This is a genomic window from Yimella radicis, from assembly GCF_054778255.1.
Genome location: NZ_BAAGZR010000003.1, coordinates 227,993 through 251,904, shown reverse-complemented (window position 1 = coordinate 251,904; position 23,912 = coordinate 227,993). Strand labels below are relative to the sequence as shown.

The 23,912-nt window shown below is 67.1% G+C and carries 22 protein-coding genes and 1 pseudogene; 7 read left to right on the top strand and 16 right to left on the bottom strand.

Annotated features, from left to right (window positions below; translation table 11 throughout):
- Both ACYU8W_RS02990 and ACYU8W_RS02985 read right to left on the bottom strand, forming a co-directional pair.
- Entirely contained in the window at nt 1-774 is a 774-nt protein-coding gene (locus ACYU8W_RS02990) for an SDR family oxidoreductase (RefSeq protein WP_499466494.1), read from the bottom strand.
- A gap of 76 nt (nt 775-850) precedes the next feature.
- Nucleotides 851-1,579, bottom strand: coding sequence for a transporter substrate-binding domain-containing protein (locus ACYU8W_RS02985; RefSeq protein WP_499466492.1), 729 nt, complete (start codon nt 1,577-1,579; stop codon nt 851-853).
- Nucleotides 1,580-1,657: 78 nt separating this feature from the next.
- Between ACYU8W_RS02985 and ACYU8W_RS02980 the strand changes: the two genes are divergently transcribed.
- Both ACYU8W_RS02980 and ACYU8W_RS02975 read left to right on the top strand, forming a co-directional pair.
- On the top strand, nt 1,658-2,686 hold the full coding sequence (locus ACYU8W_RS02980) for a GNAT family N-acetyltransferase (protein ID WP_499466490.1): 1,029 nt from the start codon (nt 1,658-1,660) through the stop codon (nt 2,684-2,686).
- 49 nt (nt 2,687-2,735) lie between these two features.
- A complete protein-coding gene (locus ACYU8W_RS02975) occupies nt 2,736-3,077 on the top strand; it encodes a hypothetical protein (protein WP_239700884.1) in 342 nt (113 codons plus the stop codon).
- Nucleotides 3,078-3,227: 150 nt separating this feature from the next.
- Here ACYU8W_RS02975 and ACYU8W_RS02970 read toward each other — a convergent pair whose 3' ends face one another.
- Both ACYU8W_RS02970 and ACYU8W_RS02965 read right to left on the bottom strand, forming a co-directional pair.
- Entirely contained in the window at nt 3,228-3,473 is a 246-nt protein-coding gene (locus tag ACYU8W_RS02970; RefSeq protein WP_499466488.1) for a hypothetical protein, read from the bottom strand.
- Nucleotides 3,474-3,517: 44 nt separating this feature from the next.
- Nucleotides 3,518-3,796: a hypothetical protein gene (locus ACYU8W_RS02965; RefSeq protein WP_499466486.1), complete on the bottom strand. Its 279-nt coding sequence runs from the start codon at nt 3,794-3,796 to the stop codon at nt 3,518-3,520.
- A gap of 205 nt (nt 3,797-4,001) precedes the next feature.
- Between ACYU8W_RS02965 and ACYU8W_RS02960 the strand changes: the two genes are divergently transcribed.
- Together ACYU8W_RS02960 and ACYU8W_RS02955 are read left to right on the top strand one after the other, a co-directional pair.
- Nucleotides 4,002-5,465, top strand: coding sequence for an HNH endonuclease signature motif containing protein (locus tag ACYU8W_RS02960; RefSeq protein ID WP_499466484.1), 1,464 nt, complete (start codon nt 4,002-4,004; stop codon nt 5,463-5,465).
- A gap of 131 nt (nt 5,466-5,596) precedes the next feature.
- Nucleotides 5,597-6,190 (top strand): GNAT family N-acetyltransferase, encoded by a 594-nt coding sequence (locus tag ACYU8W_RS02955; RefSeq protein WP_499466482.1) that lies wholly within the window; start codon nt 5,597-5,599, stop codon nt 6,188-6,190.
- A gap of 52 nt (nt 6,191-6,242) precedes the next feature.
- On the opposite strand, the gene ACYU8W_RS02950 is transcribed toward ACYU8W_RS02955, so the two are convergent.
- From ACYU8W_RS02950 to ACYU8W_RS02940, 3 genes are all read right to left on the bottom strand, one after another.
- On the bottom strand, nt 6,243-6,446 hold the full coding sequence (locus ACYU8W_RS02950) for a 4a-hydroxytetrahydrobiopterin dehydratase (protein ID WP_240795923.1): 204 nt from the start codon (nt 6,444-6,446) through the stop codon (nt 6,243-6,245).
- 138 nt (nt 6,447-6,584) lie between these two features.
- Complete coding sequence (locus ACYU8W_RS02945; protein ID WP_499466481.1) at nt 6,585-8,588, bottom strand: vWA domain-containing protein; 2,004 nt, start codon at nt 8,586-8,588, stop codon at nt 6,585-6,587.
- A gap of 11 nt (nt 8,589-8,599) precedes the next feature.
- On the bottom strand, nt 8,600-9,988 hold the full coding sequence (locus ACYU8W_RS02940) for a magnesium chelatase ATPase subunit I (RefSeq protein ID WP_499466479.1): 1,389 nt from the start codon (nt 9,986-9,988) through the stop codon (nt 8,600-8,602).
- Between the two features lie 132 nt (nt 9,989-10,120).
- Here ACYU8W_RS02940 and ACYU8W_RS02935 point away from each other — a divergent pair, with 132 nt between their 5' ends.
- Nucleotides 10,121-11,278: an acyl-CoA dehydrogenase family protein gene (locus tag ACYU8W_RS02935; protein WP_499466642.1), complete on the top strand. Its 1,158-nt coding sequence runs from the start codon at nt 10,121-10,123 to the stop codon at nt 11,276-11,278.
- 13 nt (nt 11,279-11,291) lie between these two features.
- Nucleotides 11,292-12,470 carry an acyl-CoA dehydrogenase family protein gene (locus ACYU8W_RS02930; RefSeq protein ID WP_499466477.1) on the top strand — a complete coding sequence of 393 codons (1,179 nt, stop codon included), beginning with the start codon at nt 11,292-11,294 and terminating at the stop codon, nt 12,468-12,470.
- 3 nt (nt 12,471-12,473) lie between these two features.
- On the opposite strand, the gene ACYU8W_RS02925 is transcribed toward ACYU8W_RS02930, so the two are convergent.
- A complete protein-coding gene (locus ACYU8W_RS02925) occupies nt 12,474-12,734 on the bottom strand; it encodes a 3-hydroxyacyl-CoA dehydrogenase family protein (protein WP_499466475.1) in 261 nt (86 codons plus the stop codon).
- Nucleotides 12,735-12,858: 124 nt separating this feature from the next.
- Between ACYU8W_RS02925 and purL the strand changes: the two genes are divergently transcribed.
- Nucleotides 12,859-16,689 (top strand): phosphoribosylformylglycinamidine synthase, encoded by a 3,831-nt coding sequence (gene purL / locus ACYU8W_RS02920; RefSeq protein WP_499466473.1) that lies wholly within the window; start codon nt 12,859-12,861, stop codon nt 16,687-16,689.
- Nucleotides 16,690-16,694: 5 nt separating this feature from the next.
- Here the strand turns inward: purL and ACYU8W_RS02915 are convergent, their stop codons facing one another.
- From ACYU8W_RS02915 to ACYU8W_RS02880, 8 genes and pseudogenes are all read right to left on the bottom strand, one after another.
- A complete protein-coding gene (locus ACYU8W_RS02915; RefSeq protein WP_499466472.1) occupies nt 16,695-18,392 on the bottom strand; it encodes a serine/threonine-protein kinase in 1,698 nt (565 codons plus the stop codon).
- A 214-nt stretch (nt 18,393-18,606) separates the two neighbouring features.
- Entirely contained in the window at nt 18,607-20,283 is a 1,677-nt protein-coding gene (gene ptsP, locus ACYU8W_RS02910) for a phosphoenolpyruvate--protein phosphotransferase (RefSeq protein ID WP_499466640.1), read from the bottom strand.
- Between the two features lie 19 nt (nt 20,284-20,302).
- The gene (locus ACYU8W_RS02905; protein WP_141927013.1) at nt 20,303-20,572 is read right to left on the bottom strand and encodes an HPr family phosphocarrier protein; all 270 of its coding nucleotides are present in this window, start codon (nt 20,570-20,572) and stop codon (nt 20,303-20,305) included.
- Between the two features lie 45 nt (nt 20,573-20,617).
- On the bottom strand, nt 20,618-21,178 hold the full coding sequence (locus ACYU8W_RS02900; RefSeq protein WP_499466469.1) for a fructose-specific PTS transporter subunit EIIC: 561 nt from the start codon (nt 21,176-21,178) through the stop codon (nt 20,618-20,620).
- Nucleotides 21,154-21,813 (bottom strand): PTS fructose transporter subunit IIB, encoded by a 660-nt coding sequence (locus ACYU8W_RS02895; RefSeq protein ID WP_499466467.1) that lies wholly within the window; start codon nt 21,811-21,813, stop codon nt 21,154-21,156. Before ACYU8W_RS02895 ends, ACYU8W_RS02900 begins: the two co-directional genes overlap by 25 nt.
- A 67-nt stretch (nt 21,814-21,880) precedes the next feature.
- Nucleotides 21,881-22,174 (bottom strand): annotated as a pseudogene (locus ACYU8W_RS02890) (PTS sugar transporter subunit IIA); the annotation flags it as partial.
- A 22-nt stretch (nt 22,175-22,196) separates the two neighbouring features.
- On the bottom strand, nt 22,197-23,147 hold the full coding sequence (gene pfkB, locus ACYU8W_RS02885; protein ID WP_499466465.1) for a 1-phosphofructokinase: 951 nt from the start codon (nt 23,145-23,147) through the stop codon (nt 22,197-22,199).
- Nucleotides 23,138-23,893 (bottom strand): DeoR/GlpR family DNA-binding transcription regulator, encoded by a 756-nt coding sequence (locus ACYU8W_RS02880; RefSeq protein WP_129624704.1) that lies wholly within the window; start codon nt 23,891-23,893, stop codon nt 23,138-23,140. The genes pfkB and ACYU8W_RS02880 overlap by 10 nt, the downstream gene beginning before the upstream one ends.
- Nucleotides 23,894-23,912 lie beyond the last annotated feature (19 nt).

Sequence of the window (23,912 nt, the reverse complement as noted above, 5' to 3'; positions counted from 1 at the left end):
TCACCGGTTGCCGAGGATCTTGTTGACCAGACGGTTGCCGGCACCGGACGGGTTGGCGCTCGCCATCATCGTCCGAGCCTGCACGCCGACTCCGCGGTGCACGCCGCCGCGTCCGCCCTGCGCCACCTTGAACGCGGCGCGGGCTACGTCGTCCGGAGTCAGGCGTACCCCGAGCGCACGGGTGGTGCCGATGTCCATGCCTTCGACCATGTTCGTGTTCACGAACAGTGGCCACAGGGCGTTCACCTTGATTCCCTCGCGCTGCCACTCCAGTTCGAGCGCTTCGGTGAGTCCGCGGACGGCGAACTTGGAGGCGGAGTACGCAGCGAGGTCCATCTGCCCGTAGATCGCGGACGCCGAACACAGGTTGATGACCTGTGCCTCACCGGCACGCCTGAGGTAGGGGTAAGCCGTGTGGCAGCCGTTCATGGTGCCGAGCACGTTGATCTCGACGGTTCGCGTCTGGTCGGCCAGCGAGATGTCGGCGAACCGGCCGCTGTGCAGGATGCCTGCGTTGTTGATCAGCACGTCGAGTGTGCCGTCCGCGCCGCACAGTTGCTCCAGGGACAGCTCCCAGTCATGGACGTTGCGCACATCCATCGAACCGGTGACAATCTCGGTGCCTGCACCCGCTTCTCCAAGAAGCTTTTCCAGGGCCGCGACGTCGATGTCGTACGCACCGACCTTGTAACCGTCGCGCGCGAACTTCAGCGCGATCGCCCGTCCGATGCCGTTGGCGGCGCCAGTCACAAGGACGGTCTTCTGCTGGGCCATGGGGGTCCTTCCGAAGACGATTTGCTCCCAAGTTACCGGCCGGTCACCCCGGGCGTCCCGGAAAGCGGAGGGTTGCCTACTCCTGACGTGACTCGGCGGGTGCGACCCGGACGCCGCCCTGTCCGCTGCGCTTCAACGCGGCTGCGACCCAGCCGTTCTCCTTGAGTTGCTCGACGAGCGAGTGCAACCAGGCGACGGTTTCGTCCGACATCGCCTTCGGCACGGCAACGGCCTGTCGAATCTGCATGAACGCGTCCTCGATCAGGCGGTGGCGGGCGTCGGATTCGACGAACACCGTTGCGGGCTGGCGGATTCCGGCTCCTGCCTCGAGCTCTTGATCCGCGTAGACGTCCACGCCTTCAGACCCGCGGACCAGTCCGGCGTGCTCGAGAGTGCGGGTGAGGAACAGGTCGTACGCCGATCCCTGCTTCACCCCGATCCGCACGCCTTCCCGGTCCACATCAGCGACCGTGCTCAGCGAGCTGTCGGCGGGGACCACGAAGACGCCTTCGATCAACGCGTACGGCGCGGTGAAGTTCACCTGATCAGCGCGGGCGGGCTCGATTGCCATGAACCCGATCACCGCGTCCCCGGTCGTGAGCGCTTCGAACGATTTACGTGCCGCATCGAAGCAGACGTACTCGACCGCGACTCCGAGTCGCTGGGCGATTTCGGCCCCGAGATCGACGGTGACCCCGGATGGACCGGCCGAATCTCCCTGCGCAAGAACCGGATTGCCGAGGTTGATCGATGCGCGCAGCATGCCGAGCGGGGCGAGTTCGTCACGGATCTGATCGAGATTCATTTCGCCAGCGTAGAAGTGGGAGCCGTTGCACACCCGGCGAACGCCCGAGCGGATACGCGCCCTGGGAAACTGGGCCGCATGACCGCTACCGAACTCACGATCGAAGGTCTGCCGGACGGATGGACGGTGCGCTCTCCTGAGCCGAACGATGCGGACGATGTCGTCCAGCTCGTCTCCGACCGGCGCCGCGCCGTCGGCCGTGACGGCTCCGTCGACGCCCCGATGCTCAAGCGGCAGCTGACCGGTATCGGTTCGTGGACCAGACGGCAGGTGCTGGTGTTCGACGAGGATGGCCACCTTGCTGCGTGGCTTTCGGTGCACGACAGGGCTGCCGGTCGGACGGATATCGAGCCTGAACTGCGACAGGACTTGACCGGGGCGCGGGCCGATCAGGTTGCGCAATGCCTGTTCGAGGCGGGGGAGCGGTTCGCGGCGGCCATCTCGAAGGTTCGTGGCTTGAAATCGACGCTGCTGGACGCGCATGCCTACTCCGTGGACGAACGCCAGCAGAAGTGGCTCGCTGCAGCGGGCTACGACCACGTCCGCACGTGGTGGCACATGTCGCGTCCGGTGTTCGCGTCGGAGGCCGGTTCGCTGCCGTCGCCGCGCGCAGGGGTCACTGTCCGTCGCGTCGAGAAGCACGACGACGGTCTGCCCGTCGCGAAAGACCTGCAGACCGTGCACCAGTTGCTTGAAGAGTCCTTCCAGGACCACTTCAGTTCCTATCGCGAGAGCTTCCCGGAGTTCGTGATGCGATTGCGCGAGGACCCCGGACACCGCTGGGACCACTGGTGGTTGGCCACGATCGAGCAGGACGGTGAGCAGTTGCCGGCCGGTGCTGTGGTGTCGTCCGTGAGCCCGCCGGACGTTGACGGCGTCGAGGGCAGCTATATCGACTACATCGGCGTACACCGTCGAGCGCGCGGACACGGTGTCGCAAAAGCGTTGCTGCACACAGTGATCGCCGATGCCGCGGAGCGCGGACGGAACCGCGTCGGGCTCGAGGTCGACGCTGATTCGCCGACCGGTGCCGACGGGCTCTACACGTCCCTGGGTTGGAAGACCGTCTACGAGACACAGTCCTGGCATCAGCACCTCGACCTCTGATCACAGGGACGCCACTTAGACTGCAGACACGACCGCAGAGGAGGACCAGATGATCATCTTCCTCATCGTGTTGGCCTCGATCTACCTCTTCGGTGTGATCTTCGCGGTCACCGCCGCGAGCATGCACCTCGGTGACGAGTCGGCGTTGAAGCGGCAGGAAGCGCTCAACCAGCTGAAGCGTGCTCCGCTCTGGCCGATCGACGAGGTGCGCCGCCTGAAGGCCGAGAACGAACTGTCAAAGCACCAGGCGAACATCGAGCAGTCGCGCCGGCTGCTGGAACAGCTCGACCGCGTCGAACGGGAACAGCGCCGCAACCTGCAGACCTGGGAGAAGGCGGCTCAGTCGCAGGAGAAGCTGCGCGAACTCACCCGCCGCGACGACAACGCCTGATCCTGCTCGCTGGTGAAATCAATTCGGTGCTGCTCGGGCTGAAGTCACCGACGGTCGAGCCGAGATTCACCGCTGGTTGAGCCGCGGGGCTGAGGTACAACGTCCCGCGTGCCGAAACCAAGGTGCGGTCGGCGTCAGGCCTCGCGACCTTCAGTTCGTCGCACAGTCGACTGCGATGCGCGGCGCGACCAAGTAGGCGATGAATGCGATCGCGACTCCGGCAGCGACGATGCCCACGAACACTGCGTCGGTGGACGCCGCGAGCGCGATCCCGGCACCGCCGCCGGCCGCGGCGAGGCCTTGAGCCACGACGCCGACCGTGCTCGCAGCAGATTGGTGGAAGCGCAGCGAGGACTCAGGGGCCAGGTCGAGCAGCGCCGTCGTCAGTAAGTTCACGGAGAGTCCCATACCGATGCCCGACAGCGCCCAGGTCGTCAGTGCTATGGCGTACGTGCCGTGTCGCGCAGGTATGCCAGGACGCCGGTGCCGCTGACTCCGATGAGCGCGAGCCCGATTCGGCTGCGCTGGAGTTCGGTGCTGTGGGCCTGGACGTACCGGCGGCTGGCGATGTTGGACCCAGCCGCCCAGAACAATCCGGTGATACTCAGCGTGATGCCAGACGCGGCGGGCGACAGACCCGCGGGTGTCTGCAGGATCAACGGTAGGAACGCACCGAGGAGTCCGAACGCTCTTGCGACGAGACCGCGCAGGGCGATCACGGCAGAGGCCGCATCGCGCGAGCAGCCAGCAGGACGCTCATCGTCGGTGCGAGCGACTGGCCGTCGGCCGCAACGACAAAACCGCCCACTCCGAGCAGGAGTGCGACGGATGAGGAACGAATCCCTCGGTGCCGAAACCACCCCGAACCCTCGACGCAAACGTGACCACACGGTGGTTGTCAGTGCTCGATGGTTGACTATTCGTATGAGGGAGAACGAAGCAGTCGACACCACGAAAACGGTTGAACCCGAACCGTTTTCGTCGGAGGCTTTGCTCGACAACGCGGACGATTACGACCCCGCGTACGTGGCCAGGTACGACCTGGAACGCGTCGCCGGTGCCCTCACCGGCGCGTACGCCGACCTCATCACCGTGATGCGCGAATCCCTCACCGAACAGCACTGGGCTGTCTCCGGGATCCGGTCCCCGGAACACTGGTTGACCTGCTTCGCCGGCGTCTCCCGCGCCGCCGCAACAGACATTGTCCGCATCGCCTCCCGCGCGAACGAACTCCCGCACGCGATCGCCGCGTTCGAACGCACCGAGATCACGTTCCACCAATTGGCGGTCATCGCCCGTCATGTCCCGGCCGGGTTCGACGAAGACGTCACCCGCCTGGCACCACACTGCGACGTCGGCCAACTCCGACGAGCCGTCGCGAAATACCCCTTCCCCGCTGATGACACCGACGACAACTTGGACGACGATGTGGACGAGGACGAGGTGCCCGAACCCGAGCCGTCCACCCGGCCGGCGCAGTTACGGTCCTGGTTCGACGAGGGCCAGTATCACTTGGAGTTCGACGGGCCCGTCGACCAGGGCGAACTCCTCGAGCAGGTGTTGAACGAAGCCAAGAACGCGCTGTTCCAGCAAACCCGCCACACCGACAGTGATGGCGGCAACAACTGCGATCAGGACTGCGGCCAGGAGCCCGAAATCGAGTCCGACGAAGACACCACGGCTCAATGGATTCCGGCCGCGTTCGGCGGCACCCACCTCGGTGCCGACTCGGGTGAAGGTTTGGACGCGGCTGGGAAACCGCGGATCACCCTGGCGGACGCGTTCCTCGAAGCCATGCTCCGCTCCCTCAACGCCGGCACTCAGGGGGTGTCGGGTCGGGCGGACACCTACCGGGTGCTGTTCCACCTCGATGCCCACGGACACGGCTGGTCGGGCGGTGCCGGAGCCCTCCCACCCGCACTCCGCGAGAAACTCTCGTGTGACGGGCTGATCGTGCCGATCATCGAGAAGAACGGGTACCCCGTAGACGTCGGACGCACCCAACGCATCGTCCCTAGACGAACCCGCCGCCTCGTGCACGACCGCGACCACGGCTGCCGCTTCCCAGGGTGCGGAACCCACCGCTACGTCGAAGTGCACCACGTCATCCACTGGTCCAAAGGCGGCAACACCGACCTGGGCAACCTGATCAGCGTGTGCCCCTTCCATCACGACCGTTTACACGCCGGCGACTTCACCATCACCGCTCTCACCCCAGGGTTCTTCGTGTTCCGAGACCGGTACGGCGACCGCTTCGGCTACCGACCGCCCGACCCAGCAACCCCACCCGGCGCGCGCTCCACGCCGACGAAGCCGGCGAAACCGTACGAGCGACAATCCTGGGAACCCCTCAACCTGCACTGGATCGAGTTCCACAACACCGGCTGACAACGAGCCCTGCCGTCGCACGCACAAAGCGCGGCTACATGACGCTCCGCTCAACACGAGGACAGCATCGTGCGTCGGCGACAGCGGGAAAGTCGTTTGACGATCGACGTTACGGCTGTGAGTGTCAGCGGGTGCCTCCCCTTCGTCCTTGGCCCAAGACCATCAACGGTGTGTTGCTGCGCGATCCCCAAGACGCAGACATCGAGGTCATCGCGAGCTTCCGCAACCTGCCCGAAGTCAACCGGTGGATGATCGTCACCCACCAGACCCTTGACGAGCTACGCCGAAGCTGGCTCGCCGTTCCGTCCAGCCAGACGGACTTCTCCTGCGTCGCCGAGGTCGACGGTGAGCTTGCTGGGGTCGGATTCCTTGAGGTCGAGGACGGAGCGGGCCAGCCCGGCAAGCCTCGCGGGACCGACGCGTGCATCGGATACATCGTCCGTCCGGGGTACGAAGGTCGCGGTGTGGGATCAGCCGTTGCCCGCGGCCTGGTCGAGGCTGCGTTTGTGCACCTTGAACTGCGACGAGTGACGGCCGGCTGCTTCGCGGACAACTTCGCTTCGGTACGCATCCTGGAGAAGACCGGTCTGCGGCGCGAGCAGCACGGGCGAGGGGACTCCTGGCACGCCGAACTGGGATGGGTCGACGGCTACACCTACGGCGCGCTCAGAGACGAGTGGCTCGCTGCGCGAGCCGGAAGCCTGGCAGCCGGCACCGAATCCTGAGGCAGCCTCCGTGGTTCGAGCGGGTGTGGCCTCGCGTCCGGTCGACGCTTGATCACGCGCTTCGGAATTTCGCTCGCCCGAACGGTGCAGAGCAGCGGCGTGGATCAAGTTCTGATCGAGCAGCGACAGGCCGGCAGCCGCTGCGAAACCGCTGATATGACCCCCAAGGCTGAACATCGCGATCGGTCACGCCGCCGGCGTCGTGGCTGGTCAGGGTGACGTCAACGTACCCGTACCGCGGGTCGAGGTCGGGAATGAGGCGGTGCGGCCGGCCACCGTGCCGACAGCGATGAGGCGGCAGCGCGGCGCAGTGCGGGGGTGTTCATGTGGGACCCCTTTGCGATCGAGAAGGGTCGCTGTGTCGACGTCCGGGAAGTGGTGTCTGTCGGTGGGGCTAAGCCCACCAACCGCGGCCCATGCCGAACTCGCTGTACAGATCGTGCGGCAGGTCGGTGCGCGAGCCGAGGAAGGAACCCACGACGGCACTGCCCAGATCGTCGAGATCGGGGGTGACCACGCGGCCGTCGACCCGCTTGGCGAGTTCGCCGAGGAAGCGTCCGAGCGACGGCTCGTCGCCGAGTTGGAAGAAGGTGGTCTGCGCGCCCATCCGTCCGGCGGTCTCCAACTCGCGGACGGTGACCGCGAGCGTGAACGGGTGCGGCGGGTAGTCGAAGAAGGACTGTCCGTCGCGTTCGAGGTGCGCAGTCGGCTCGCCGTCGGTGACGATCAGCAGCACCGGCTGTGCGGACGGGTGCTTGCGGAAGAAGCGATTGGCCAACAGCAACCCGTGGTGCAGGTTCGTCCCCTTGTACTGCATGCCCGACAACGCGGTGAGTTCCTCGATGCCCATGACCTCGGCGTTCCGCCCGAAACCGATGAGCTGCAGGTGATCTCCGCGGAAGCGTGTCGAGATCAGCTGGTGCAGCGCGAGAGCAGTGCGCTTCATCGGCACCCATCGACCGGCGCGGATCATCGAGTACGAGGTGTCGACCAGCAGAGCCACCGCGGCCTGGGTGCGCGCCTCGGTCTCGACCACCTCGACATCGCCCATCTCGATCCGGATGCGTCCGTCCCGCCGACCGTCCGCAGCTTTGCGCTGGACGGCGTTGGTGATGGTGCGGGTGACGTCCCAGCTCTGGGTATCCCCGAACTCCCACTGCTTCGAGGCGCCGGTCAGTTCGCCCGCGGCACCCGATCGACGCATGTCCCGCGACCCGGAGCGACCGGACATCCGGTCGGCGACATCCCGCAGGAGCGTCTTGCCGAGCTGCCGCATCGCCTTGGGGGACAGGCGAAGTGCGCCATCCGACCCCTTGGTCAGGTATCCGGTGTCGCGCAGTTCGCGCTCGAGGTCGGCGAGCGTGCGTGCGTCGAGCGCCGCTTCCGGGCCGAGCAGCTTGGAGACGGCGTCCAGATCGATGTCGTCCATCCGGGCTCCCGGCCGGTCCTGGTCGAGTTGTTGGACGAGGTCGTCGAGTTGGGCGAGCTCCTGCAGCGCGCCGGTGCCGTCGCCCAGACCAAGTCCTTCCTCGCCGCCGAACTCCTCCGAGCCGCCCCAGTCCTCGCCCGGACGCAGTGACTGCAGCTGGGAGTCGAGCTGCGCGAGTTGCTCCATCAGCTCCGGTGATCCGAACGCCTGCCCGGCCAACTGCATGAGTTCCTCACGCTGCTCGGGGGTCATCGAGTTCATCATTCGCTGCGCGGCCGCAGCACGGGCTGCCATCGCGTCGAGGAGTTCGTCGAGATTCTGCGGGTTCTCGGGGAAGAAGTCGCCGTGCTTGTCCATAAACTGCTCGAACGCCTCGTCCACGTCCTGCCCGGCTGCCTTCTTCGCCAGCAGCTCGTTCAGATCGCGCAGCATCTCGGTGACCACGGCTCGATCCTCATCGGTCGCGGACTCCAAGGCCTGCTTCATACCCGCGAACCGCTGGTCGAGCAGTTCCCGACCCAGCAGGTCCTTGATCTGCTCATAGTGCTCGCGCGCATCGGCCGACCGCCACGGGTAGTCGGCCAACTCGGTGACGGCCTGCGCGGGAGACGGCGGGAGGTTCTCGATCCGCATCTCGGCGAACCGGGCATCGTCGTCGAGGTCGCGAGCCAGCCGCTTGCGCTCCTCCAGCACCGCCTTGTCCAAAAGCTCCTTGACCTGCTTCAGGGTGCCGCCGAGGTTGCTGCGCGCCAGGATCTCCTCGCGTCGCTTCGACACCTGCTGCATCAACTGATCGAGCCCGCGCTGTTGCTCGCTGCCGCGTCGCAGGTACTCGCGCATCGCCTGCTCGGGGGAGTACCCGGCCATGACGTCCTCACCGATCGCGGCAAGTGCGTCGGCGAGGTCGACGGGAGGAGCCAGCGGATCGGGTCCGCCGGTGTACTTCCCGTAACGGGAGCGATGGGTCATTCGAATTCCGTTCAGCCGTAGATGGTTTCGCCGTCGCCGGACTGCTTGCCCACCTTGCGGATCAGGTACAGGCCTTCCAGTGCGAGCTCGATCGCGCAGGCACGTTCGCCGTCCGTCGTCGCACCGACCCGCTCGGCGATGTCGTCGTAGAGCGTCGATCCGGCGAGCGAGGGAAGTCCGTCGAGGAAGTCCTTGGCCGTCACCCGCTCGCCGGTCGTGACCATCGAGCCGTTCTCGAACGCGTCCACCAGTGGAGCCAGGTCGAGTCCCTTGAAGAGGTGACGCACGGTGTCGGCTGTCGAGGTACGCAGCAGGTGGTCGAGCACCGCGCGTTCGCGTCCCTCTTCGCCGACCTCGAACTCCACCTTTCCGCCGAGCACGTCGACCGCTGTTTCCAGATCGACCACGCGAGCCACGGCGTCGTCCTCGCCACGAATCACCTTGCGGTGCAGCGCCGCTGCCGCGATGGTCTCCGCCCCTGCGATCGAGAAGCGGGCCGAGACACCGGAGCGTTGGTCGACGGACGACGCCTCACGCAGGGCACGGGTGAAGCGGGCCAGGATCTCGACGAGTGCGTCCGGCACGGTGGCGACCAGATGTGCCTCCTGCCGAATGACGGCCACCTCGTCATCGAGCTCGACCGGGTAATGGGTGCGGATCTCCGCGCCGAAGCGGTCCTTGAGCGGAGTGATGATGCGTCCGCGGTTGGTGTAGTCCTCCGGGTTGGCGCTCGCGACGACCAGCACGTCCAGCGGCAGGCGCAGCAGGTAGCCACGGATCTGGATGTCTCGCTCCTCCATCACGTTGAGCATCGCGACCTGGATGCGCTCGGCGAGGTCGGGCAGTTCGTTGATCGCGACGATGCCGCGGTGCGAGCGGGGGATCAGGCCGAAGTGGATCGTCTCCGGGTCGCCCAGACTGCGCCCCTCGGCGACCTTCATCGGATCGACGTCACCGATCAGGTCGGCCACCGAGGTGTCGGGGGTTGCAAGCTTCTCCGAATACCGCTCGGCGCGGTGCCGCCAGGTGATCGGCAGGTCGTCACGGAGTTCCTCGGCACGCTGCTTGGACGCGTGGGTGATCGGGTCGTACGGGTGCTCACCCAGTTCGGACCCCTTGATCACCGGCGTCCACTCATCCAGGAGCCCGGCGAGAGTACGCAGGATGCGGGTCTTGCCCTGGCCACGTTCGCCCAGCAGGACGACGTCATGACCGGCGATCAGCGCCCGTTCCAACTGGGGGACGACGGTGTCGTCCAGGCCGTGCAGGCCCGGCCACGGGTTGCGTCCCTCGGCGAGGGCCGCGAGCAGATTGTCGCGGATCTCTTCGCGGATGTGCTTGTGCTGATGGCCGCTCGCGCGAAGTTCGCCGACGGTGCTGATGGTGGGTGCCTCGGTCACCCCCTCACGCTACGTCGTGGACCGGTTCGGTCGTGAGTGTCCGGACAATGGGCGAGACACCACGGCCGTTTTCATCCCCTGAGGTGGCAGGATCCAGACATTGCCCGGGTGGTTCTCAGAGAGCGGGACGTGATGGTGGATCTGACCCTCGACGACGAACAGCGTGGCTTCCAGCAGGTGGCCCGTGAGTTCCTCGCCAAGGAGGTCCTGCCCTACCGGCGTGACTGGGACCGTGCCGAGTCGATCGATCTCGCTCTGGTGCCCAAGCTCGCGGAGATCGGCTTCCTCGGGCTGACCGTCCCGGAGCAGTACGGCGGCATTGGCGGCGACTGGATCACCTACTGCCTGGGCATGGAGGAACTCGGTCGTGCTGACTCGTCCGTGCGTGGACTCGTGTCGGTGTCGATGGGATTGTGCGGCAAGCCGATTCTCGATTACGGCACCGAGGAGCAAAAGCAGCACTGGCTGCGCCGCATCGTCACCGGTGAATCGATCGGCTGCTTCGGACTGACCGAACCCGACAACGGGTCCGACCCCGGCTCGCTGAAGACGAAGGCGGTCAAGGACGGCGACGACTACCTGCTGCGCGGACAGAAGATCTTCATCACCAACGGCACCTGGGCGGACGTCTGCCTGGTGTTCGCGCGCACCAGCCCGGACGGGCCGAAGGGCATCAGTGCCTTCCTGGTGCCGACGAATTCGCCCGGATTCGAGCGCCGCGAGATCAAGGGCAAGCTCGGCCTGCGCGGTCAGGCGACCGCGGAGATCTTCCTGGACGAGGTACGGGTGCCCTCCTCCGCCCGCCTGGGTGACGAGGGCAAGGGAATGTCGATCGCGATGTCGGCCCTGGACAAGGGTCGGGTCTCGGTCGCTGCCGGGTGTGTCGGAATCGCGGCCGGCTGCCTCGACGAGGTCGTGAACTACACGACCGAGCGCAAGCAGTTCGGCAAGGTCATCGCCTCCTACCAACTGGTGCAGGAGATGATCGCCGACATCAGCGTCGACACCGATGCGGCCCGCCTGCTGACCTGGCGCGCGGCCGACCTGTTGGAGAAGGGCGAACCCTTCAAGGTGGAAGCCTCGAAGGCGAAGCTGTTCGCGTCCGAGACGGCCGTGAAGTCGGCCAATCTCGCCATCCAGGCGTTCGGTGGCTACGGCTACATCGACGAGTACCCCGTGCAGAAGTACCTGCGGGACGCCCGCGTGATGACGCTCTACGAAGGCACCTCCCAGATCCAGAAACTGCTCATCGGCCGCGCCGAGACCGGCATCAACGCGTTCACCAGCTGAAAGGTCCCACCCCATGGCAACCCAGAGCCCGATGCAGTTGTTCGGCATCGACACGCTGATCGAATCCGACGACCGTGACATGTCCGCGGCCGTCCGCAAGCTGCTCGACGCCGAAGTTCGCCCGCACCTGCAGGAGTGGTACGAAGCCGGCACCGTCCCGGTCAAGGAACTTGCGCCGAAGCTCGGGGAGATGGGGCTGCTCGGCATGCACCTGGAGGGGTACGGGTGCGCCGGAACGTCCGCGACCGCGTACGGCCTGGCCTGCGTCGAACTCGAAGCGGCCGACTCTGGTATTCGGTCGCTGGTGTCGGTGCAGGGCTCGCTCGCGATGTTCGCCATCTGGCGGTTCGGCAGCGAGGAGCAGAAACAGGAGTGGCTGCCGCGCATGGCGGCCGGGGAGGCAATCGGTTGCTTCGGGTTGACCGAGCCCGACTTCGGTTCCAACCCCGCAGGCATGCGGACGCGGGCCCGTCGCGACGGTGAGGACTGGGTGTTGAACGGCTCCAAGATGTGGATCACGAACGCACCGGTGGCCGATGTCGCCGTGGTCTGGGCGCAGACCGGGGAATCGAGCAAGGAGATCCGTGGCTTCGTGGTGCCCACGGACACGCCGGGATTCAGCGCTCCGGAGATCAAGAAGAAGCTGTCGCTGCGTGCATCGGTGACGGGTGAGATCGTGCTGGAGAACGTGCGTCTGCCCGACTCGGCGATGTTGCCCGAAGCAGCAGGTCTGTCCGGTCCGCTGTCGTGTCTGAACGAGGCTCGCTTCGGCATCGTGTTCGGCGCGGTCGGCGCCGCGCGTGACTGCATCGAAGCGGCGATCTCCTACGTCGGCGACCGCGAGATCTTCGACAAGCCGCTCGCCGGCTACCAGATCACCCAGACCAAGCTCGCCGACATGACGCTCGAATGGGGCAAGGCGATGCTGCTCGCGCTGCACCTCGGTTCGCTGAAGGACAACGGCGGTGTGCGCCCCGAGCAGATCAGCCTCGGCAAGCTCAACAACGTCCGGGAAGCCATTCAGATCGCTCGGGAGTGCCGAACCCTGTTGGGGGCCAACGGAATCACGCTCGAGTACCCGGTCCTGCGCCACGCCAACAACCTGGAATCGGTGCTCACCTACGAGGGCACCTCAGAGGTGCACCAGCTGATGATCGGTCAGGCGCTGACCGGCGTCGCGGCCTTCCGCTGAGCCTCACGCGCTGCCTCGGGCGAAGCGCTCGGCCCAGTCGGCGAGGGTCTGACGGATCTGCGGGCTGGAATCCTCAACCCGGAACGGGACGCCGCTCATGTCCTGCAGTTCGAACGGGCCCCTCGGGTGGCCGAGCGCGGTACGGCAGGCGGCGTCGATGTCGGTGATCGACGCATAACCGCCCTCGAGCAGGAACACGGCCTCGTCCCGGGTGGCGTTGAGGATGCGGTTGGCGATGAATCCGTTGATCTCCTTGTCTATCACGACGGCTTCTTTGCCCAAGCGCTTTGGTCGGCGCAGAGGCGACGGGTGGTGGCCCGGCGGTCACGCGATGGGTGGTCGATAGGCTGAAGGCTCCTGCCGGTCGCCTCTGGAGATGCCCTCGTTCATGGCTTCGTCGCACTTCGTCCTGACCCACGTCCCAGGCGGCTCCGCCCTCTCCGGCTTCCGGGCCCGAGCGCTGCTGACGCGCTTGCAGCAGGTGCAGCCGAATGTCACCGGGGTCGATGCCCGGTACGTGCACTGGGTCGCGAGCACCCGTGAACTCGACGACCTCACCCGCGACTCCCTCACCCGGATCCTCACCTACGGCGACGCCTACGAGGGCCCGACCGAGGGCACCCTGGTCGTGGTGACGCCGCGGCTCGGCACGATCTCGCCGTGGGCGTCCAAGGCGACCGACATCGTCCACAACTGCGGCATCGAAGTGCATCGTGTCGAGCGTGCGACGGAGTTCGTGCTCACCGGTGAGGTCGACGACTGGGACGCGGCCGCTGCCGTCCTGCACGACCGGATGACCGAGACGGCGTTCGCCGATCACGACGCAGCGGCGCACCTGTTCGACGAGCGCGACCCCGAGCCGATGGAACGCATCGACGTTCTGGGTCGCGGGCGCGAGGCGATCGAGGAGGCCGATGCACGTTTCGGTCTCGCCCTCTCCGGCGACGAGATCGACTACCTGGTCGAGGCGTTCACCGGGCTCTCCCGCAACCCCAGCGATGTCGAACTCATGATGTTCGCACAGGCGAACTCCGAGCACTGCCGCCACAAGATCTTCAACGCCGATTTCGTGGTCGACGGCGAAGTACAGACCCAGTCGCTGTTCGGGATGATCCGGTACACCGAGGCCGTCGCGGGCGAGGGCACCGTCGTCGCGTACAAGGACAACGCCTCGGTCATGGCCGGTGGGCCGGTCACACGGTGGATGCCCGCCGAGCAGGCCGAACCGTCCCCCTACGGCGAGCACCCGGACGAGGTGCACGTACTGATGAAGGTCGAGACGCACAACCACCCGACCGCGATCAGCCCGTTCCCCGGTGCGGCCACCGGCGCGGGCGGCGAGATTCGCGACGAAGGCGCGACCGGCCGCGGCTCCGCACCCAAGGCCGGCCTCACCGGATTCATGGTCTCGAACCTGAATCTTCCTGGCACTCAGGAAAACTGGGAGGAAAAGGATTACGGCGCACCCGAACACATCGCGTCCCCGCTCGACATCATGATTGAGGGGCCGATCGGCGCGGCCGCCTTCAACAACGAGTTCGGACGGCCGGGCCTCGGTGGTTTCTTCCGCGTCTACGAGCAGACCGTCGACGGGGTGCGCCGCGGCTATCACAAGCCGATCATGAGCGCGGGCGGCCTCGGGGCGATCAGCGCGAACCAGACCGAGAAGATCATCTTCCCCGCGGGAACGCTGCTCGTTCAGCTCGGTGGCCCCGGGATGCGGATCGGAATGGGCGGTGGCGCGGCATCGTCGATGGCTTCGGGCACCAACGCCGCCGAACTCGACTTCGACTCCGTGCAACGCGGCAACCCCGAGATCGAGCGGCGCGCGCAGGAGGTCATCAACCACTGCTGGGCGATGGGCGAGCAGAACCCGGTGCTCGCCATCCACGATGTGGGGGCCGGCGGACTGTCCAATGCCTTCCCCGAACTCGTCGACGGCGCGGCCCTCGGTGCCCGCTTCGATCTGTCGGCGGTGCCCCTGGAGGAGTCCGGGCTCGCGCCGAAGGAGATCTGGTGCAACGAGTCCCAGGAGCGCTATGTCATTGCGCTGCAGGAAGATTCGTTGGACCAGTTCGCTGCGCTCTGCGAACGCGAGCGCTGCCCTTTTGCCGTGGTCGGCGTGGCGAAGGACGATGCGCAACTGGTGCTCGCGGGCGAGAGCGACGACCACCCCATCGACATGCCGATGGAGGTGCTGCTCGGCAAACCGCCGAGGATGACCCGCGACGTCCGCCGAGTGGAGCGTTCGACGGCGCCGCTCGACGTGTCGAGCATCGACCTGCGCGAGTCGGCCTACGCGGTGCTTCGTCACCCGTCCGTGGCCTCGAAGCGTTTCCTCATCACGATCGGTGACCGCACTGTCGGCGGTCTGACTCACCGCGACCAGATGGTCGGTCCGTGGCAGGTGCCGGTGGCCGATGTCGCGGTCACGCTGTCCGATTTCGTCGGCCTCGCCGGACAGGCGATGAGCAGCGGCGAACGGTCGCCGTTGGCAGCGGTCGACGGTCCGGCGTCCGGCCGCATGGCCGTCGGTGAGGCGATCACCAACCTCGTCGCCGCTCCGATCACGCTGTCCGGCGTGAAGCTGTCGTGCAACTGGATGGCGGCCTGCGGCGAGGACGGCGAGGACGCGGCGCTGTTCGACACCGTCCACGCGGTCGCCATGGAACTGTGCCCCGCGCTCGGCGTTTCGGTGCCGGTGGGCAAGGACTCCCTGTCGATGCGCACCAAGTGGGACGACAAGCAGGTCACCTCGCCCGTGACGCTCGTCGTGTCGGCTTTCGCGTCCCTGCCCGATGTCACCGGCACGCTCACCCCGCAGCTGCGCGGCGGTGACACCACACTCTTGGCGGTCGACCTCGGTGCCGGCCGAAACCGGCTCGGCGGTTCAATACTGGCTCAGGTCAATGCTGAGTTCGGCGGGGAGGTGCCCGATCTCGACGACCCCGCGCGACTTGTCGCTCTCGTCGATGGCGTGAACGCGCTGCGCGCGAGCGGTATTGCGCTCAGCTACCACGACCGCTCCGACGGTGGGTTGTGGACGACTGCCACTGAGATGGCGTTCGCCGGCAACACCGGTGTCGACCTCGAGGTTGCCAGCATCCAGGCGTTGTTCACCGAGGAGCTCGGTGCGATCGTCGAGGTGCCCTCCGCGCAGGTCGACGAGGCGCTCGCTGCTCTCGCGGGGTGCGGCGAGGTCACAGTGATCGGAAAGCCTAACTCCGACAAGCGAATCCGGGTGAAGATCGCCGGTCGGTCTGCCGTCGAGGAACCTCTGTCGGACCTCGCACAGGCGTGGGACGAGGTGTCGTGGCGTATTGCGTCGCTGCGCGACAACCCCGAGTGCGCCGACTCCGAGCACTCGGCGGTCGGCACCGACGTCCCGGGTCTGGTCGTCGCCCCGAGTTTCGACCCGGCCGACGATGTCGCCGGGCCCTATCTCAACCTCGGTGCACGTCCCAAGGTCGCGATCCTGCGCGAGCAGGGAGTCAACAGCCATGTCGAGACCGCGTTCGCGTTCGACCGGGCCGGGTTCGAGGCGTACGACGTGCACATGACCGACCTGCAGGCCGGACGGTTCGACCTCGCGGACGCCGTCGGCCTGGTCGCCTGCGGCGGGTTCTCCTACGGAGACACCCTCGGCGCCGGTGAAGGTTGGGCGCGTTCGGTGTTGTTCAATCCGGCTCTGACAGAAACGTTCTCGACGTTCTTCCACCGCGAGGACACTTTCGGTCTCGGCATCTGCAACGGCTGTCAGATGTTCGCCGCGCTGGCCGACCTCATTCCGGGAGCGCAGGCGTGGCCGCGGTTCACCCGCAACAGGTCGGAGCAGTACGAAGCGCGCCTGTCGCAGGTGGAGATCCTCGACAACCCGTCGATCTTCTTCACCGGCATGGCGGGCTCGAAGCTGCCGATCGCGGTCGCTCACGGAGAAGGCTTCGCCAACTTCGCTGCGCGTGGCGACGAGCAGTCGGTGATCCGGGCCGCGCGCTACGTGGACGGTGCCGGCAATCCCGCGTCCGGTTACCCGACCAACCCCAACGGCTCGCCCGACGGCCTCACCGCCGTCACCACCCCCGACGGCCGGTTCACCGCGATGATGCCGCACCCCGAGCGGGTGCAGCGCAACGTGCAGATGAGCTGGACCGACGGCCCCCTCGGCGACGCCAGCCCGTGGCTGCGGATGTTCCGCAACGCCCGCGTCTGGGTCGACTGACGCGGTCAGACGATCAATCGTCTTCCCGCACCTGTCGCGTCTGCGAAGTAGTAACAATGTCGACGAGTCGCATCCCAGCGGTAGAAGTGTCCTGCCGGATGAGTGTTGTCCAGGTACTTCCCGTAGGGGGACGCAGAAGTGCCGTCGGAGTACTGGAGCACTCGATTGCACAGACTGATCTCGTCGAGCACACCTTGATCGAGGTAGACGGTGTAGATCTGCTTGCCGTCCGCGACGTTGCGGAGCGATGCGCATGACGGCCTCATGTAGTTGGCCTGTGGCCACTTCCTGAGCGCGGCGGCGATTTCACTGCGCTGAGCAGAACGGTCGTTAGTCACAGCGTTCGACAGGATCACCGCTGAGCGTCCGTCGCAAACGGGCGCAGCGATTGGTGTGCTCAGGCCGAGATCCCCTGGTGCGGGCGCGCCGGGGGATGCCGGTGTCGTTGTGCTGGAAGTCGTTGTGCTGGACGTACCCGTAGTGGCCGCAGCAGTGGGTTCGGCTAGCGACGGCCGTTGTGAGCCGGCTGACGCAGTATTCGCAGGATTGCCGGCCACCGGCTGTGACATCTGCGATGTTGCAGCGGCGAGGTCTGCGGGCTCCCGCATCATTCTGTGGGCGACCGTGGCGCCTCCACCGGCGGCGACCAGCGTCGCTGTGACAGCGACGATGATCGATGTCTTTGGTTTCCTGGATCTCGTTGAGGCAGGTGAACCACCAGGCTTGGTCACCTCAGCCGTCTGGGTAGGGGCGACCGACGTGGTGGGTCGGACGACGGTGGGAGCCTCAGGGGTGGAGGGGCGATAGGGGCGTACGTGAGTGAGCTGAGTGACGTCGAGTGCGTGGCGCAACTCAGTGAGGAACTCGGTTGCGCTCGTTTGTCGGGCAGCAGGATCAACGGAGAGCGCACGCTGGATGACCGCGTCTGCTGCGGCCGGCAGATCGGGCCGTGCGCCAAGTAGACTAGGACGATCCTGTGCCATGTGAGCGCCGATGATCGAAGATGTTGTCGGACCGTCGAAGGACCGTCGCCCGGTGAGCATTTCGTAGACGGCACAGGCGAATCCGTACAGATCGCTCCTCGCCGTCGAAGGTTCACCGTCGATCTGTTCGGGCGAGATATAGGGCATCGAACCGACTACCAGCCCGGTGCCGGTCATCGATCGATCGTCGTCTACAGCGCGGGCAATTCCGAAGTCGGTCACGACGGCTGCGGGCAGCCCACTGCCCGGCAGCAGGATATTTGCTGGCTTCACATCGCGATGGATGATGCCCCGGTCGTGTGCGTGGTCCAGTGCGTCGGCGACTGGTGTGGCGATCGACAGGGCGCGGTCCGTGTGGAGTGCGCCTTCCCTGCGAAGCAGGCTGCCGAGATCCTCGCCGTCCACGAATCGCATCGCAATCCAAAGGCGGCCGCGTTCTTCACCCCGATCGAACACGTCCACGATTGCAGGGTGCTCCAGGCGAGCCACCGTCTCCGCTTCACGAAGGAACCGTTCGCGGGACTCTGGGTTGTCCGCGGTACCGGCACGAAGCACTTTCACGGCAACTTGTCGTGGCAACCTCGGGTGATCGGCGAGCCAGACCTCACCCATCCCACCCTGGCCAAGCAGGCGCAACAGCCGAAATCCACCGATCTGTCCATCCGGGCATTGCGCCACGCCTGTTCCTCCTTCTGCGGGCTGCGAGATCTCGTTGCGCACAGTCTGTCAGTCAGGTCTGATAGAGGTTGCTTGATTCGTGGGTTGCGCCGACAATCTGGGGGTCCAGCTGCCCGACCACCCGTTACCCCGGCGGCCTCACTGCTGTCACCTCTCAAAACGCAAACGCTGCGGTTACCTAGAGAGGCTGCTGTTGCAACGGCAGCACCTGCTGGCCGCAGCTCTTGCGGGGGAGTGGGTGGGTGTGGTCAGTTCGTCAGGCGAGGAGGGCCTGCAACTGCGGGTCGGCCACGCTGAGCACGGCTTCGCGCGCCGCCGCAGCCGTCGGCGCCGAGACGGCCGACTCAGCCAGCCGCTGACACGCCTCCAACGAGTGGCGCGACAGCGCGAACCGCACCGCAGGCACCTTCGACGGCGCCATCGACAGTGACGAGACGCCGAGCCCGGTGATCACCAGCGCCATCAACGGATCGCCGCCCGATTCACCGCAGACGCCGATCGGTTTGCCGAGTTCGGCGGCTCCTGCGCAGGCGGCTTTGATCACGTTGAGCACGGCCGGTTGCCACGGGTCGAGGAGGTCCGACAGTGCTCCCTGCATCCGGTCGGCCGCCATCGTGTACTGCGCGAGGTCGTTGGTGCCGAGGCTGCCGAAGTCGACGGGTGCAAGCACGTGGCGTGCGCCGAGAGCCGCGGCGGGCACCTCGATCATCACGCCCGACTTCGGGAGCCCCGCGGCCGCCACCTGATCGGCGAACCATTGCGCTTCCTCGACGGTGGCCACCATCGGCGCCATCACCCGGACGTCGGCACCGGTGGCCGACGCGGCCGCGGCCAACGCCTTGAGCTGGGTCTCGAGCAACTCCGGGCGAGCCTGCGACAGACGCAACCCGCGACGTCCGAGGGCGGGGTTCTCCTCCGCGCCCAGGTCGGCGAAGGCGAGCGGTTTGTCGGCACCCGCATCGAGCGTGCGGACGGCGATGCGCCGGTCGGTGCCGAACGGCTGGAACACCCGGGTGTAGATGTCGGTCTGCTCCTCTAGGGTCGGCGCGGTCTTCGCCGACAGGAACACGAACTCGGTGCGGAAGAGTCCGACCCCTTCGAGGTCCTGGGCGCCCGCCGCGACCGCGTCGTCGACACCGCCGATATTGGCCAGCAGCCCGACCGCGTGCCCGTCCGAGGTCTTGCCCGGGCCGGACGTCGCGGACAGCAGGGTGGCCCGCTTGGAGTCGCGATCAGCCAGTGCCGCAACCGATTCGGCGGACGGGTTCGCGACGACCGCTCCCGAGTCACCGTCGATCGACACCGGGGTGCCCGCCTCGATCGAGAGCGCGTCGGCGCAGTGGACGACCGCCGGGATGCCCATTTGTGCGGCGAGGATCGCGGTGTGGCTGTTGCGTCCGCCCTCCTGGGTGACGATGCCGGCGACCAGGTCGCGGTCGAGCACCGCGGTGTCGGCCGGCGCCAGATCCAGGGCGACGACGATCGAGCGCTGGGCCAACGTCGGAACGCCCGGCGCCGGTAGGCCGAGCAACACCGAGATGGCCCGGGCGCCGACGTCACGCAGATCGGTGACCCGCTCGGCGAAGTAATCGCCCAGCGCTTCGAACTGAAGGACGTACTCCTCGACTGCGAGGTGCACCGCGTTCGCGGGGCCGTTTCCGCCCGCGAGGTGCTTGCCGGCCGCCTTGTGCAGGCCCTTGTCGCGGGCGATGAGGGCGGTGGCGGACAGGATCTGCGCGGCCGTCTTGGGCGCCGCTGCGGCGCGGGCGTCCAACTCGGTCGCGACCGATTCGAAGGCGGCCTTGACCTCGAGCAGTGCCGAGTTGGCGTCACTCGGTGCCGGCTCATCGGCCGGTGCCTGCGCCGGGGGAGCGACGAGGACCGCCGGGGCGTAGGCGGATCCGGGGCTGACGCCGATCCCTTGCAGAATCATCTTCTCCACCGCCATCAACTCATTCCGCGTCGAGGTCGCGCGAGAGCAGGTCGACGAGCGAGTCGAGTGCCTCGTCGGCGCCGTCGCCTTCGGCGGTCAGCTCGACCTCTTCGCCGTGCCTGGCGCCGAGCGCCATGACCCCCAGGATGCTGGTCGCGTCGACCGGGTCCTCGCCCGGCTTGGCGATCTGGACGTCCAGTCCGGTCTCGGACGCCGCCTGGACGAACAGGGCCGCGGGGCGGGCGTGCAGCCCGACCTTCGAGGCGATGGTGACGGTGCGCTGTGCCATGTGAATGACTCCTTCGTCGTGGTGGTTCGAGTCTGCCCGAGGGGATCAGGCAGCGGGGACGGGTGCCTCGGTCGCGGTGGTGGTCTTGTTCGCGGCGGCCTGCTTGAGGGTGACGACCAGGGCCGTCATCACCAGCACGCCGGCGGCGAGTGCCACGAGGAACAGGGCGAAGTTGCCGATGAGGGGGAGCACCCAGATCCCGCCGTGCGGTGCGCGGAGCGTGGCACCGAAGGCCATGGTCAATGCCCCGGTCACGCCCGAACCGACGAGTGAGGACACGATCACGCGCCACGGGTCGGCGGCCGCGAAGGGGATGGCTCCCTCGGAGATGAACGAGGCACCGAGCAGCCACGCGGCCTTGCCGTTCTCCCGCTCGGGCTCGGTGAACAGCTTGGGCCGGATGGTGGTGGCCAGTGCCAGACCGAGCGGCGCGACCATTCCGGCGGCCATGACCGCGGCCATGATCTTCAGTTGCGGGGCATCGCTTGCGGTGCCGGCTGCGGACAGCCCGGTGGTCGCGAAGGCGTACGCCACCTTGTTCACCGGGCCGCCGAGGTCGAAGCCCATCATCGCGCCGACGATCAAGCCGAGCAGGACCGCAGCCACTTGCGCAGCCGCGTGCCGAGGCCCTCGCTCTCGGGCTCGTCGTCCATGACGGACGCCGGCGTCGCCTGGGCGCGCGAAGGATCCTTCCTCCACTCGTCCGCGAGCCGTCCGGCCTGCGCCAGCAGGGCAGAGGCGTCGCTGATCGCCTTCTTCACCCCGACATCGACCGTCGGCTTACCGGCGAAGCGCTGCTTGTCGCGCACCTCGACGTCGTGAGCGAAGATCACGGCGTCCGCCTCGGCGATCTGGCGTGCGGTGAGCGGAGTCGATCCGGCGGATCCCTGTGTCTCCACGGTGATCGAGTGCCCCGCCTCGCGCGCTGCGTTCTCCAGTGCCTCGGCGGCCATGTAGGTGTGGGCGATGCCGGTCGGGCAGGAGGTCACCGCGACGAACCGCCGGGAGGTGGACGCATCCGCGGTCGGTGCGGTCGGCTCGACCTCGTCCGGGACCGATGCCCTGTCCGGTGTCTTGTCCGATGCCGGCGCAGCAGCGGTGGCGCCGGCGGCAGCCGTGGTGGTCGAAGCTGCAGCGGGCTTGGCGGGCGCATCGTCGAGCGAGACCCGTGAGTTCACGAGCTCGACGACCTCGGACTTCGTCCTCGCCGACTGCAACTGTGCGCGGAACTCCTTGTCCATCAACGCTTTCGCCCAGCTTGGGCAGCATCTGCATGTGCGCCTCACCGCCCTCCTCGGGAGCGGCGATGAGGAAGATCGTGGTCGCCGGGCCGTCCTTGGCGCCCCAATCGATGCCTTCGACCGGGCGTCCGAAAACCAGCGATGGTTCGGTGATCGCCGCGCTACGGGCATGCGGGATACCGATGCCGCCGGGCAGGCCGGTTGCCATCTTCTCCTCGCGGGCACGCACATCGGCGAGGAACGCATCGAGGTCGGTGCAGCGACCGGTCGCGACCAGCGTCTCGGCGAGAGTGCGCGTGGCCTCATGGCGGTCGTCGCCACCCAGGTCCAGGATGACCTGTTCGTCGGTGATCAGAGACACGACGTGTCCTTTCGTCGGTGCGTCAGGAGATGACGCGGTCGAGTTGCGGGGTGCGAGTGGAGTGCACCTCGATGTCGGTGAGGTCTTCGAGGTGCGGTACCTGACTGCCGGGTAGTCCAACGGCGGCGGCGCCCCAGCGGACGCCCTCGCGAAGGGCGGCTTCAAGGTCGCCGCCCGCGACGGTCGAGTGCAGGAAGCCGGCGAGCAGGCAGTCGCCGGCTCCGACCGTCGACAACGGGTCGGCGATTTTCGCTCCGGCCCAGACCAGTTCGTCGGCGGTCACGGCAATCGCGCCGTCGGCGCCGAGGCTCACGACGACTGTCTCGACACCGTCCGCGACCAGTTCGCGTGCCGCGTCCACGACGTCACCGACGGTGCTGAGCGGGCGGCCGACGAGCTCGGCGAGCTCCTCATGGTTCGGCTTGATCAGGTGCGGTCGAGCCGCGACGGCCAACGGGAAGGGGGCTCCGGAGGTATCGATCGCGACCTTCACGCCGCGTCCGCTCATCCGACGGACCAGTTCGGCGTACAGCGTGGTCGGGACGCCCGGCGGTAGCGAGCCACAACCGACCACCCAGGACGCGGACACGCACGCCCGTGCGGTGGCGCCGAACAGGGCGCTGACCTCGGCGTCCGTCAGATGTGGACCCGCCTCGTTGAGCTTGGTCGTCGTGCCGTCCGGCTCGACCGCCGAGATGTTCATCCGGGCCGACCCGGCGATCTCCACGGCGAGATGAGGGACCCTCGCAGCGTCGAGCAGTTCGGTGAGCAGGTGACCCTCAGGGCCACCGGCAGGAAGGACCGCGAGCGTCGGTGTCTCGTTGGCGGCGAGGGCTCGGGAGACGTTGATTCCCTTGCCGCCCGGGTCGATTCGGCCGGAAGCGGCGCGCTGTACCTCGCCGAGGGCGATGTGCTCGAAGGACATCGTGCGGTCCACGCTGGGGTTCGGAGTGAGGGTGACGATCACGCGCATGCCACCTTCGTTCCTGCATCGACCAACCCGTCGCGGTCGTCCGCAGCGAGCGCGGAGTCGGTGATGACGAGATCGACGGCGTCCAGCGGCGAGAAGCGGTGCAGGTGGTCGACACCCACCTTGCTGGAATCGGTCACGACGACGGTTTTGGTCGCGGCGCCGATCATCGCTGTTTTCACTGCGGCCTCGGCCTCGTCCGGGGTCGTCAGTCCGCGTCGGGTGCTGATGCCGTTGGTGCCGACGAAGGCGACATCGACGGTGAGGCCGCCCAACAGGTCCGACGCCCAGGAACCGACGGCTGCGCCGGTGACGCCGCGAACGCGTCCGCCCAGCAGCAGGAGGGTGAGGTTCGGGCGGTCGGTGAGCAATGCCGCGGCCTGTACCGAGTTGGTGACCACCGTGAGCGATATGTCGACCGGGAGCAGGCCGGCGATCGCGAGGGTGGTCGAACCGCTGTCGAGCAGGATCGTGCCGTCGGCAGGGATCTCATCCAACGCGCGGGCAGCGATCCGGGTCTTCTTTTTGGTCGAGCGGGTGGATCGGGCGGCCAGGGTCGGTTCGAGACGTTCGACCGGAATCGCTCCGCCATGAACTCGTCGCAGCGTGCCGCGGTCCTCCAGGACGCTCAGGTCGCGTCGCACCGTCTCGGTGGTGACCTCGAGAGCACCGGCCAGGTCGGCGACCGCGACCCGCCCGTTACGGCGGGCCTCGTCGACGATGCGCTGGTGGCGCTCGGCTGCGTACACGGCTGACTGACTCCTCGTG